The organism is uncultured Aquimarina sp. (genome assembly GCF_947492965.1).
Classification (GTDB): Bacteria; Bacteroidota; Bacteroidia; order Flavobacteriales; family Flavobacteriaceae; genus Aquimarina.
Window position 1 is genome coordinate 134042 of the sequence record NZ_CANLOZ010000002.1, and the last position, 13460, is coordinate 147501.

At 32.0% G+C, this 13460-nt stretch carries 14 protein-coding genes; 9 read left to right on the forward strand and 5 right to left on the reverse strand.

Annotated features, from left to right (window positions below):
* The first annotated feature begins 70 nt into the window (after window positions 1–70).
* Window positions 71–853 (forward strand): YHYH protein, encoded by a 783-nt coding sequence (locus tag Q1B37_RS04895; RefSeq protein ID WP_299896116.1) that lies wholly within the window; start codon window positions 71–73, stop codon window positions 851–853.
* Between the two features lie 10 nt (window positions 854–863).
* Window positions 864–1511: a hypothetical protein gene (locus tag Q1B37_RS04900; RefSeq protein WP_299896118.1), complete on the forward strand. Its 648-nt coding sequence runs from the start codon at window positions 864–866 to the stop codon at window positions 1509–1511.
* A 72-nt stretch (window positions 1512–1583) separates the two neighbouring features.
* Here Q1B37_RS04900 and Q1B37_RS04905 read toward each other — a convergent pair whose 3' ends face one another.
* The 5 genes from Q1B37_RS04905 to Q1B37_RS04925 form a co-directional block, all read right to left on the reverse strand.
* Complete coding sequence (locus Q1B37_RS04905) at window positions 1584–2591, reverse strand: glycoside hydrolase family 11 protein (protein ID WP_299896121.1); 1008 nt, start codon at window positions 2589–2591, stop codon at window positions 1584–1586.
* Between the two features lie 194 nt (window positions 2592–2785).
* Entirely contained in the window at window positions 2786–3364 is a 579-nt protein-coding gene (locus Q1B37_RS04910; protein WP_299896124.1) for an alkylphosphonate utilization protein, read from the reverse strand.
* A 37-nt stretch (window positions 3365–3401) separates the two neighbouring features.
* Complete coding sequence (locus Q1B37_RS04915) at window positions 3402–4196, reverse strand: TerC family protein (protein WP_299896127.1); 795 nt, start codon at window positions 4194–4196, stop codon at window positions 3402–3404.
* Window positions 4196–4573: a DNA topoisomerase IV gene (locus Q1B37_RS04920; RefSeq protein WP_299601994.1), complete on the reverse strand. Its 378-nt coding sequence runs from the start codon at window positions 4571–4573 to the stop codon at window positions 4196–4198. The genes Q1B37_RS04915 and Q1B37_RS04920 overlap by 1 nt, the downstream gene beginning before the upstream one ends.
* Window positions 4574–4654: 81 nt before the next feature.
* Window positions 4655–5140: a helix-turn-helix transcriptional regulator gene (locus Q1B37_RS04925; protein WP_299896129.1), complete on the reverse strand. Its 486-nt coding sequence runs from the start codon at window positions 5138–5140 to the stop codon at window positions 4655–4657.
* A 386-nt stretch (window positions 5141–5526) separates the two neighbouring features.
* On the opposite strand from Q1B37_RS04925, the gene Q1B37_RS04930 reads away from it, so the two are divergent.
* The 7 genes from Q1B37_RS04930 to Q1B37_RS04960 all read left to right on the forward strand — a co-directional run bounded on the left by Q1B37_RS04930 (window position 5527) and on the right by Q1B37_RS04960 (window position 13459).
* Complete coding sequence (locus Q1B37_RS04930; RefSeq protein WP_299896132.1) at window positions 5527–6684, forward strand: M14 family zinc carboxypeptidase; 1158 nt, start codon at window positions 5527–5529, stop codon at window positions 6682–6684.
* A 75-nt stretch (window positions 6685–6759) separates the two neighbouring features.
* Entirely contained in the window at window positions 6760–7239 is a 480-nt protein-coding gene (locus Q1B37_RS04935; RefSeq protein ID WP_299601986.1) for a winged helix-turn-helix transcriptional regulator, read from the forward strand.
* Between the two features lie 101 nt (window positions 7240–7340).
* A complete protein-coding gene (locus Q1B37_RS04940) occupies window positions 7341–9923 on the forward strand; it encodes a phosphoenolpyruvate carboxylase (RefSeq protein ID WP_299896134.1) in 2583 nt (860 codons plus the stop codon).
* A 152-nt stretch (window positions 9924–10075) separates the two neighbouring features.
* Complete coding sequence (locus tag Q1B37_RS04945; RefSeq protein ID WP_299896137.1) at window positions 10076–10525, forward strand: hypothetical protein; 450 nt, start codon at window positions 10076–10078, stop codon at window positions 10523–10525.
* Between the two features lie 153 nt (window positions 10526–10678).
* The gene (locus Q1B37_RS04950) at window positions 10679–12052 is read left to right on the forward strand and encodes an alpha/beta fold hydrolase (protein WP_299896141.1); all 1374 of its coding nucleotides are present in this window, start codon (window positions 10679–10681) and stop codon (window positions 12050–12052) included.
* A 12-nt stretch (window positions 12053–12064) separates the two neighbouring features.
* Window positions 12065–12769: a DUF2927 domain-containing protein gene (locus Q1B37_RS04955; RefSeq protein ID WP_299896144.1), complete on the forward strand. Its 705-nt coding sequence runs from the start codon at window positions 12065–12067 to the stop codon at window positions 12767–12769.
* A gap of 177 nt (window positions 12770–12946) precedes the next feature.
* Entirely contained in the window at window positions 12947–13459 is a 513-nt protein-coding gene (locus Q1B37_RS04960; RefSeq protein WP_299896146.1) for a DinB family protein, read from the forward strand.
* The last annotated feature ends 1 nt before the right edge of the window (window position 13460 follow it).

Genomic DNA, 13460 nt, shown 5'->3' on the forward strand with positions numbered 1-13460 from the left:
ATTAAAGTTTTACCGAAGGATTTTGTTTAATTGATTGTCTAAAGAGAAAAATCAATTAAAATAAATTATTATGACAAAATCTGTTTTTTTTCGGTTCAGAATATTATTTGGGTTAACCATGCTTGTTTTATTTTCTTGTAAAAGTGATGATAATGGATCTAATGTTACAGACCCTGATAGTGGAAGCACTCCTGTTTCTGCATTTGATGAATTTAATCCAGATGCGGTAACTGTCTCATTCGATGGTGATGAGATTACTATAGAATCAAATGGTCTTCCTAATCATACATCTCCATATTGGGAAGAAACAAATCCCTTATATATTGAGCCTGTGATAGCAGTTGCTCTAACTCCTGGTCGTATTGGTGGAGATAGAAGTTATTCATTAACTGTTCCTATTTCACCACAGATTGCTTCAACAAGTACTGCAACTGGGTTAGGGGCTATAGGTATTTCAGTCACTGGTGTCCCTATTTTTAATGATTTAGAAGGGCCAAATAGACCTCTAGAAGAGGTTATTGTTGAAACATTTGATTATGCAGGAGCACATAATGGCCCTTCTGGTTATCATTACCATATAGAGTCATATGATGTACCAGAAAACACGGAGCTTTCGTATGATGATGAAAAGTTAATAGGTATAATGTCCGATGGTTTTTTATTATATGGCAGGAGAGAAATGGATGGAGCTTATCCAAATGATCTTGACGAATCTGGTGGTCATTTGGGGACAACTCAGCATAGTGGAGATGAAGAGTTTTATCATTATCATATTGTTAATGAATTTTATTTGGGAAATGTTATTGCTCTTTTTGCGGGCGATTTACAAGGAATACCGAATGCTATTTTTTAAATTGTTTACAATGAGTGTTTCATGTTTTGAAATAATGATAAAGCATGCAAGATTAGTTGTATTACTGTTGTGTCTTTTAAATTTAGGGTGTACAGAACAAATAAAAACAAAACAAAATGGGATTGATCTTCTTAAAGAGGGGTTTGTTGAAGTACCAGATACAACTGTTCATAAAGCATATCTAAACTATAATCATAAAACATCTCAGTGGTTATTAAATGGTGAGTTCTACTCTGGATATATTGTTAGTTTTCATAGTAATGATACGTTAAAAGAAAGAACAGGTGTTTTAAATGGAAAAAAACAAAACAAATCAACCCTATGGTATTCTGATGGACATTTTAAAGAAGTGTCTAATTATCATAACGGAAAACTTCATGGAGAGAAGAAGATATGGTCTGCAGAAACAGATCATATGCTAATATCTCATTTAAATTATTATAGAGGTAAACCTCACGGAGAGCAAAAACAATGGTATACTACAGGAGAACTTTATAAAAAAATGTTTCTGAATATGGGAAAAGAAGATGGTATTCAACAGGCGTTTAGAAAGAATGGTGATTTGTACGCTAATTATGAAGTGAAAAATGGTAGAATATTTGGTCTAAAAAAATCAGTACTCTGTTATGGATTAGAAGATGAAAATGTAAAAAAATAAACCGCTATTAATCAGCGGTTTATTTTTTTACATTTTCGAAAAAACGCTAGGCGTTCAATGAATGCTAAAGCCTTAAAGAATAATAAGTTTTTTAGCTGCATTATTGTTATTGGTATTTAAAACAACAAAATACATTCCTTTTGGTAAATTTTCTATTTCCGTAATGGTTTCTGTTGCACCATAATTTTTGGATAAAACAATTTTACCAGAGACATTGTAAACTTCAAGTTTCTTTTCTTGATTAGAAATATTAAAATTCACATGAGCTACATCCTTTGCAGGGTTAGGATAAATATCAAAATAGGAGTTAGGTTTTTGTAAATCATCAACACCTAAAACGGTATTATCTACCGATACATCTAGTTCTGTAAATTCAAAACTTCCATTACTCTGATATCCTTCTACAACGATAGAGACTTCGTGTAATTTTCCAAGATCCATACCAATAGACTCCCATTGTCTGAAATGCTCTGATATATCAATGCTTCCTTCAGTTCTTCGATCTCTTCGAATGCTAAAATATTGCTGAAAAGTAGTGTTTCCAACTATAGAAGGCTGGTTTACTCTGGTGTTTTCATAAATATCATAAAAACTTCCATTGATTTCAAAAGACCCTTTTAGTTCAGCACCATCTGCCATAGAAGGAATCCAATTTCGCCAATCTTCAATCACATAATACTCGACTAAAGGCTCTACAGTCCATCCATATACTGATAGATATGAGTTTCCTGAAGCAGAAGAAGGATTATAATTACAATTGTAAGTAGCATAAAATTCTCCTATTTCCTGATGTTCTTGAGTTTGGTTATATCCAAGACCTCTTCTTGCTAGATAGTTTAAAATACCACTCCATTCTCCGCTAAAAAGTGCTCCATTTCCTAAAGTCATACAGGCTGTGCCTTGTGAGTTTTGATTCCATAGTTCATATCTAAAACCGTCTTCTTCTCCAGCAATCTGATCTGCTCCTGGTTGTATACAATACGTTTGCGCATTTGTAGTATACATGTTGAAGTGAAAGCATAACAAAACTAGTACTCCAGGGATTTTTGTAAATAATGATCCTAAAACATTGTTTTTCATGGTTAAGTTCTTTTCTTTAAAATTTACCTGTTATATATAAATGGGAGGTAGTTTATAGCAGGTAAGTTGTGATTAATAAAGTGCAATGTTATTGAATAACAAGAAAAGACAAAAAATATTGAAAAATGTAAGGTGTTTTATTTACTTAAAGTTTAAGTAGAAAGTTTTCGATAATTTTCTTAGTTTTATTCGATTCATGATTTTTTTACGTATTTCGTTAAAATCACGATATGTTGCCCATTAATTTTCCCTTCGATATGTTCTGAATTGTCATGTACTAGGGAGATATTTCTTACCGCTGTTCCGCGTTTCGCTATAAAAGTAGCTCCTTTTACGTTTAAATCTTTAATAAGAACAACATTATCACCAGCTTTTAATAAAGCACCATTTGCATCGAGATGTTTAATTTCGATATTTTCGTCATTATGATCTCCAGAAGCCTTCGCCCAATCCAATATTTCGTCATCTAAGTATAACATATCCAAAAGATCTTGAGGCCATCCTTCTGATTTTAACCTATGAAGTATTCTCCATACCATTACCTGAACTCCTGATACTTGACTCCACATACTGTCGTTTAGACATCTCCAATGATTAGGATCCATAGTAGATGAATCTTCAATTTGTACAGAACAAACTGAGCATAATAATATGCTAGAATCAAGTCCCACATTTGGAGATTTAGGGACTTCATAAATAGCTAGGTCATCTGATTTTCCGCATAGTTCGCAGATATTTCCACTACGATCCTTTAATTCTTTTAGTTTGGTCATAATTTTTGATGTGCAACAAGTGTAAAATCTTAAGTTACTACTTTAAGGATCCTTTTTTACGTAATTTAAAGTTGATAAACTCTACAAAAAGAGAAAACGCTATCGTAAAGTACAGATATCCTTTAGGAATAACACCAACCTCAGTATCAAAAATCTTTAGATGTGCTAAATGAGCTGCTTCCGCAATAAGCATAAATCCTATTAGAATTAGAAAAGATAACCCTAAAATTTGTACAGAAGGATGTTTGTTTACAAAACGGCCAACAGGATTAGCAAATAACATCATAATCAATACCGATACAATTACTGCTATGATCATAATAATTAGGGCATCAGTAGGATTATCGCTTAATCCATTGGTCATTCCAACCGCAGTGAGAATAGAATCAAATGAGAAAACAACGTTTATTAAAGTGATTTGCAAGATAGCTTTTGATAATGAGCTAGAACTTTTTTCTTGAATTTCTTTTTCTTCTTCTCCTTTTTCATCTACTTTTTCGTGTATTTCATGAACACTTTTGTAGAGTAAAAAAATTCCACCACCAAATAATATTAGGGCTTGACCGCTTATTCCTGCGGTAATCCAAGGAAGATTAATATGCCAAAAGGGAGCTTCCATGGCTACTAATAATGAGATACCAAAAAGCAATATAATTCTCATAAGCATTGCCAATAACAATCCAATATTAGTAGCTTTTTTCTGTTGCTGTTCTGGTAATTTACTAGAAGCTAAGGAGATAAATATAATATTATCAATTCCTAGGACAATTTCTAGGAAAGTAAGTGTTAGTAGGGCAACCCAAGCATCAGCAGTTGTAAAAATTTCGAGCATTAGTTAACTTTTTTAGCAGTTCCTCTCTGTTTGTTTTTTTTAACACCTACTAAACCATATTCAAAAGTGTAGGTGTCTCCATCTGTAGTTAATATTTTCATATGTATGGCTTTTTCTTCAGCCATATTTTTGGGATGTAATTTTTTTACAATATACTCGCAATCATTAATCCAGCGTATGGTGGCCGTATCACTTTTACCAAGAAAATAATCTATTTCTATAGAATCATTGCGAACAAAAGTAGTTTTCGCTAATTCTCCGTTAAGATAGGTTTCGAATTCAAAAGTTCCGGTATGAAAATTTTGACAATCTCGTTCTTGCTGATAACAACCAAGAAATAGAAGAGAAGCAAGGAATAAAAAAAATAATCGAATCATAATGAATTAAAAACGATGCTACGCGAAAATAAATCTATTTCGTCAAATTTCACATAGTTCTTCAGAAATATATAAAGGAAGTTAATTGTTGTATACTTCGAAGGTGCCATCCTTATAAAAGAAAACGATTTTTTCAATTTCTTTAGGAAGAGAAGAATTGGATTTACTTTGAGTTAAAGAAGGGGTGGTAACTTGATCAGAACTGATATCTTTTTCGTTTGTATCGGATTGAGAGAAAAGATCTTGTTCTGAAACCGATTCATTTATAGGATTAGGAGTAGAGGAAGGTACTATCTCATTTTCTGGTTTGACTTTTTCTTCTTTTACCATCGGATTTTCTGATTTTGGGAAAGTACCTTTTCCATATAGAAGCCAATATAATTCAGCCTCAGGATATGCTTCGGTAATTTTCATTACAAAATCTAAACTCGGTTTGTTTCTTCCAGATAAAATATGTGAAATAGAAGAACGACCTACGCCCATAGCATCAGCAAATCCTGAAGCTGAAACGTGGTAAAATTTCATGATTTCCTGTATTCTTTTTCCAAAAGCAGTAGTGTTTACCATTGTAAACCAGATTAAATAAATTAATTGGTTACAAAGGTAAACAAATGATTTAAAATAACAGTTTACAATTGTAAATATAGTCGAATTCAATATATTTAATATTAATCCGATACTTTAAATAAATAGCTTTTAAGTATTGAAAATAAGTAATTTAAATATTAATTTTAAAAACTTACTTGATTAAAGTGCTTCATGAAATACTTTTCTGTACTTTTCACTATAATACTGTTTAATTATGTAAACAATACAAATATTCACATCGTATACAATTGTAAATTGGGTTAGTTTACATTTGTAACAGTAATGTTAGTTTACATCTGTAAAATTTATATTATTTTCTATGATTCTTCCTTAAACAGTAGTAATTTTAGACCAGATTTATACTTATGAAAATTGAAGAGTTAAAAGATTGGTTTACGAATTATAAACAGTCTGCAATATCAGGACGATATATACATTTAGAACATATTAAACCACTGATAGATACTATATCTCAGAAAGCAGAGATCGAACAGTTAGGAAGTTCTGAAAATGATGAGCCTATTTATCTCATTAAAATAGGTACAGGTTCCAAGAAATTGCTTTTCTGGTCTCAAATGCATGGAAATGAAAGTACCACAACTAAAGCAATATTTGATTTTCTAAAAATGTTGTCCGACGACTTTAATGAGTTATCAAAAGATATTTTAAAGCATTGTACATTATATATCATACCTATTTTGAGTCCAGATGGAGCTAGGTTGTATACACGTCTTAATTATAATAAAGTAGATCTGAATAGAGATGCTCAAAATAGGACCCAGAAGGAGAGTATAGTATTAAGAGAACTCATAGATAGTATTCAACCTGATTATGCATTTAATCTCCACGGACAGCGTACTATATTTAGTGCAGGAGAAACTAAGAATCCTGCAACAGTTTCTTTTTTATCTCCTGCGGGAGATGAAAAACGTACCATCACTACTTGTCGTAAGATTGCTATGGAAATTATAGCAGAAATGAATACTGTATTACAACAGTTTATTCCTAATCGTATCGGGAGGTATGATGATGGTTTTAATATAAATTGTGTGGGCGATACGTTGTCAACGCTTAATGTACCTACAATTTTGTTTGAAGCTGGACATTTCGATAACGATTATGATAGAGAAAGAACTAGAGAGTATATTTTCTACGCCTTAGTGACATCAGTTTCTTATATCGCCAAGAACGAAATTAAAGGAGATCATTATAAAACATATTTTGACATACCTGAAAATGGTAAGCTTTTCTACGATATTATTGTTAGAGATGCTATGTTAAATGGAAAAAATGTTGACATTGCTATTCAATATACTGAGGAATTGTCAGAAAATAGTGTCAAATTCATTCCAAAAATTGTTAAAATTGAAGATTTACAAAATTTTTATGGTCATAGAGAAATAAACGCTGATAAAAGGACAATACAGAACGAAAACGTTACAGTAGAGGTAGTTCCAGAAAACGAGTTGTTAAAATTCCGTTTAAATGATGAATTATTCTCAACAGAATTAACAAAAAGTTGAAAAAAAATATGTGAAAACATTATTTTTCTGTTATTTTTGCAATGTAATTAATCGGGAAAATTTATTAGAATTACTATGGCAAAATTTAAATTAGACGAAGTAGATCATCAAATATTAGATATGTTGATTGAAAATACTCGTACACCGTTTACAGATATTGCAAAGAAATTACTTATTTCTGCAGGTACTGTTCATGTACGTGTAAAGAAAATGGAAGAGGCTGGGATTATCGAAGGTTCTTCCTTAACATTAGATTACAAAAAATTAGGGTATTCGTTTATCGCGTACGTGGGAATATATCTTCAAAATACATCTCAGACCAAATTCGTTTTACAACGAATCAGAGAAATTCCTTTCGTTACCGTTGCTCATATCACAACAGGGAAATTTAATATTTTCTGTAAAGTAAGAGCTAAGGATACTAATCACGCAAAAGACATTATTTTCCAATTGGATGATATCGATGGTGTATATCGTACAGAAACTATGATATCGTTAGAAGAAAGTATCAATGATAAAAAACGTTTAATGCATTCAATCTTCCAAGATTTGTAAAGGGCTATTGTATGCAAACATATTAACCCTTTAGGAAATAATCTTAGAGGGTTTTTTCTTGTATTTTATTTTATTAATCAACCATATTCGTAACCACAATTATGGCAAGACAACCAAAAATAGATCGTTTTAACCACAACGTTCTAACTAAATACCAGATATACAACAGTATATTTATTACATTACCTTTTGATGAAATTACTAATACAGGTGTTTTATTACCTCTTTTTAAAGAAGTATGCGAAAAAGGGTATGATCAAAAGAAAACTCCAACAGAAATTGTAGAAAGTTTTTTCAAATCGTATAGAGATAATCCTACAGATAAAGAAAAGCACGATTTATTATTTCGGTTTATTCAATATATCGAAAGACAAGTAGTATTGTTTGATGCTATAGAAGATGCTGCTTTTCCTGTAGTAAATAATATGGATGGTCGTGGTACGCTAAGGAGTATCAAAGAAGAAGCGCAAGCCAAAGGACAATTAGAAGAGTTAAAAGAATACTTAAGACGATTTAAGATACGTCCAACATTAACTGCGCATCCTACTCAGTTTTATCCAGGTACCGTTTTAGGGATTATCCATGATCTCGATACAGCAATCAGAGAGAATGATTCTCAGAAAATAAAGAGATTATTAGCGCAATTAGGAAAAACTGCATTCTTTAAAAAAGAAAAACCAACTCCGTATGATGAAGCAGTAAGCTTGATATGGTATTTAGAAAATGTATTTTATCATTCGGTAGGAACGATATATAATTATATTCAACAAAATATTTTTCAGGGAGAAGATCTTGAGAATGATTTGATAAACCTTGGTTTTTGGCCAGGAGGAGATAGAGATGGAAATCCTTTTGTTACTACAGAAACTACGCTTAAAGTAGCAAAAAGACTTCGTAAAACTGTTCTGATTAATTACTATCGTGACATGCGTAAGCTAAAACGTAGAATAACTTTTGGTAATCTTCAGGATAAATTAGGAGTTTTGGAATCTGCGTTATACGATAATTTTTACTATGCTAAAACTGCCGAACCTCTTTCTATTGATACATTGATGAATGGATTACTAGAGGTAAGAGAAGAGCTGATAAGTAAACATCAATCTTTGTTTTTAGAAGAATTACAAGATCTTATTAATAAAGTAAAGATATTCGGATTTCATTTTGGAACTTTGGACATAAGACAAGATTCTCGAGTGCACCATGGAGTGTTGATGGAAATTGTTAAAAAAACCAATGAGTTAGGATTAGGGTTCTTTCCAGATGATTATGCTTCTTTATCAGAGGAGGAGCAAATCCAAGTATTGTCTACCATTTCGGGTAATTTAGATCCATCAGTTTTAGATGACGATATGGCAAGAGCTACAATCGAATCTATTTATGCGATCAAAACCATACAAAAAAATAATGGAGAGCGTGGGTCAAACCGATATATCATTAGTAATAACGGAAGTGTACTGAATGTTATGGAAGCTTTTGCTATGATACGTCTATGTGATTGGAAACAACCAACGGTAGATGTAATTCCACTATTTGAAACAGTTCCTGATCTTAAAGTTTCTCACCATGTAATGGAAACTTTATATACCAATCCAGAGTATATGGAACATCTTAAGCGTCGCGGAATGAAGCAGACTATTATGCTTGGTTTCTCAGACGGAACTAAAGATGGTGGATATTTGATGGCGAATTGGGGGATTTTTAAAGCAAAAGAAGCATTGACAGAGATTTCCAGAAAGTATAATGTGAAAGTTATATTCTTTGATGGTAGAGGAGGACCGCCAGCAAGAGGAGGTGGAAATACAAATCAGTTCTATGCATCTCTGGGTCCTACAATTGAAGATGAGCAGATACAAATTACGGTTCAGGGACAAACCATTAGCTCTAATTTTGGAACATTAGATTCCTGTCAATATAACTTAGAACAATTACTTGGCGCTGGAGTAGAAAATGAGCTAACCGTAAATGAAGCTAACCTTTTCTCTAAGGAGAATAAAGAGACGATGCAGAATTTAGCAGACATTAGTTATCAGACGTATGTAGATTTCAAAAGTCATCCTAAGTTTTTACCATATCTTGAGCATATGAGTACGCTTAAATACTACGGAAAAGCAAATATAGGTAGTCGTCCTTCTAAAAGAAGTAAGAGTACAAGTTTAGATTTTGGAGACCTAAGAGCGATTCCATTTGTAGGTAGTTGGAGCCAGCTGAAGCAAAATGTGCCTGGTTTTTATGGAGTAGGTACTGCTTTAAAAGTATATGAAGATAAAGGTGAATTCGATAAAATTATAAATCTTTATAAAGGATCTGCATTTTTCCGAGCTTTAGTCGGTAATAGTATGATGAGTTTGACAAAATCATTCTTTCAATTAACAGCATATATGAAAGATGATAAAGAGTATGGTGCTTTTTGGAATATCATACATGATGAATACGAACTTACTAAACGTCTATTGCTTAAGTTAACTGGATATTCAGAATTAATGGAAAATGAGCCAGCTGGAAAAGCTTCTATAGAAATAAGAGAAAATATCGTATTACCATTGCTTACTATTCAGCAATATGCACTAAAGAAGATTCAGGATATTAATAGATCCGGAGAAGAGGATGAAAATTTAGAGGTGTACGAAAAGATGGTAACCCGTTCTTTGTTCGGGAATATCAATGCAAGTCGAAATTCGGCTTAAAACACTTTTAAAATAAAAAGAAGACTGCAATACGAATAGTGTTGCAGTTTTTTTTATGTTATGTTTTTGTTTTGTTTAGGTAAAATTTAATATTCTGAAGCAACTCTCTGAAAAAATCAATATCTACAGTATATAATTTAAAAACCATAGTCATGAAACTGAAAAGTATTACTTTCTTATTACTTATTTTTTGTTTTTTCAATAGTTGCGATTCAAATGATTGTGAAGCAGTTGTTTGTGTTCCTAACGCCACTTTTAATTTTGAGTTATTGGATACTGAAAACAATAATATACTAGATAGCGGTGTAATAACGATTTCGGATATTAGTATAATAGATCTAGCTAATCAGAGCTCTATTGATTTTTTTAGAAATGATGTTGATAATAGCAGTATTATTACAGTCAGCTCACAAAGTATCTCTTCAGGAAGAAAAACACTTTCTGTTACTATTTCTAATGATCAGCTTTTCCAACTAAGTGTAGAGACTGTTGTAACCAAAGGAGAGTGTTGTAGTGTAGTCCAATTCTCAGATTTTGAAATTCAAGAAGCTGATTTTGAATTTGATGATGCCACAGGCGTATATACTTTTATTTGGCAATAGTAAATAGGATGAAGATTTGCTTTATGTGAATGGATCCTAATTGAGTTTTTTCTTAAAATCTGTACTTTTCAAAATGATTCTTTAATTTTAGAAGCAAAATACTAATCAATATTTCATAAATAGGTTTATGGAATAAGTTATTTACGTAAAGAAATGATTCTATTAAGAAAGAAAGAAATTGTCCTTGTATTGTTTTTAATTTTTTCAACGTATTTATTTTCACAGGATATAGCAGGAGATTGGAAAGGTACTGTTGATATAAGAGGTAGTAAATTAGATATTGCCTTTCATATAGAAAAAGTAGATACAATTTATACTACTACTTTGGATATACCAGCGCAAGGTTTAAATGGAGCTAAGGCAAGTAATACAAAAGTTGATAATACTTCTGTAGTCATCACCTTTTCTGATCTAAAGCTAACGTATGAAGGAAGTTTAAATGATAACAATGAAATTATAGGGAATATGAAACAAGGAGGTTTTCCGATTCCTTTAAACCTTAGAAAGGGTTCCGTTATTTTAAACCGACCGCAAGAGCCAAAACCACCTTTTAATTATTATTCCGAAGAAATAACCTTTGTGAGTAATGCAGATAATGTAAGCTTAAAAGGAACCTTAACTTTACCAGAAAAAAATGGACAATTCCCTTTGGTGATTATTGTAAGTGGTAGTGGACCACAAAATAGGGATGGAGATATGTTTGGTCATAAACCTTATTTAGTATTGGCAGATCATTTAACGAAAAATGGGATAGCAGTTTTTCGTTTCGATGAACGAGGAGTTGGCGAATCTGCTGGGGATTTTAGTAAAATAACCATCGAACTTTCTTCACTAGATGTAACATCAGCTATTGATTTCTTAAAAGAAAGAAAAGAGATCAATAATGATAAAATAGGTTTGATTGGTCATAGTATTGGAGGTATTGTTGCTCCCAAAGTAGCTTCGGAAAATAAAAAAATCAGCTTTTTAGTATTATTAGCTGCTCCTGGCGTTCCGGGTGATCAATTAATGCTTTCTCAAAAAGCTGCTTTTGAAAAAGATATGGGATTGAATGAACTTCAAATTCAGCAAGGACAAAAAATAGTAAAAGAAGCTTATGATATAATTAAGGAAGCCCAGCTGGATAATCAATCACTAAAAGATAGTATTCATTCTTTCTATAAAAACAAGTATGGCAATCTATTTCCTGAAAATCAAAGAAAGGCATTGGTAAATCAGATTACTTCTTATGAGGTAGCAAGTTTTATCAGATCCAGACCTTCGGAGTATTTAGAAAAAATAAAAATTTCTGTTTTAGCGTTAAATGGAGATAAAGATTTGCAAGTGCTTTCAAAAGAAAACCTTACTGCTATTAAAACTGCTCTGGATAAAGCGGGTAATACAAATGTTGAAATAATGGAGCTTAAGAGTCTTAATCACTTATTCCAAGAAGCTACTCGAGGTTCTCTAGGCGAGTATTCTGAAATAGAGCAAACATTTTCTCCGATGGCTTTAGATGTGATTACAGATTGGATAAAAAAACAATAAAAAAATAGATGTATGAAGAGTACAATAAGATTTTTTCTGTGTATCACACTAGTGATTTTTGTTTCCTCTTGTTCGAGTGATGATGATATTGCTTCAGATGCTGAAATTGCTAATGAAGAAGTTATAGAATATTTTAAGGATATCGCTCTGGGTTTTGAATTTGGTAGTGCAAGTAGAGTAACCAGAAAATGGAATACGGATATGAAAATATTTGTAGGTGGTAATCCTTCGGATGCGCTTACAAATGAATTAAACAAAATTGTTAACGAGATTAATAATCTAACCACAGATGGATTTAGTGTCAGCATTGTAGATAGCTCGAGTCAATCTAATTTCTTTATTTTCTTTGGTTCTGGAGATGATTACGCGGATTTGTATCCTGGGCAAGAAGGTTTTGTAGAGTCTAATTGGGGATTATTTTCAATTTTTTGGCTAGACAATCAACTGAATTCTGGTCATATGTATGTAGATATCTTTAGAGCCAATGCAATAGAACAAAGACATTTATTAAGAGAAGAATTGACACAGTCGTTGGGATTAGCCAGAGACTCATTTAGATATGATGATAGTATTTTTCAATCAGAATGGACAAGAACTACGGAATATTCGGAAATTGATAGAGAATTAATAAGACTTTTATATCATCCAGATATGAATGTAGGATTAGATGAAAATGAGGTCGATCCTATTTTGAGGAACATACTTTTCGCTAATTAATAACCTAAAAAGCCATAGCTATCCGTTTTATTAATAAGGTCTTATAAGAGTTATAAATAGTAAATCTTTTGATAGATGCCGTCAAAAGATTTGTTGAAGCATAATAAAGAACTGTTAATGCGCTGATTTTATTTTAAAGATTTAGTACTTTTCGCAATCATATATAATCACTTTCATATGCAAAAGTTACTGACACCTGAAGAATACAATCCTTATTACGGAATTTTTATAGACAAAGCGTTAAAGGAAGATATAGTAGAAGGTTTACAAGAAGGAATAACTCAGTTTGTTGATTTTGTAAAAGTAATTCCAGAGGAAAAAATGAAGTATGCATATGATCATGGCAAATGGACAATTGCGGAGGTATTACAGCATATTATTGATACTGAACGAATATTTTCTTACCGAGCACTAAGATTTGCTAGAAAAGATAACAGTCCTTTGATTGGGTTTGATCAAGATGACTACGTTCCTAATTCAAATGCAAATAATACAGGGAAACAAGAATTTATAGAAGATTTTAAGGCGGTAAGAAATAGTTCTATCTCATTATATAAAGGTTTTACATCAGAAATGTTAACATGGATAGGTGAGGCTAGTGGTAGTCCCATGAGTGCCAGAGCAGCTGGTTATATTCTTTCTGGACATCAAACACATCATCTAGAGGTTATTAAAGAAAGATATCTCTAAA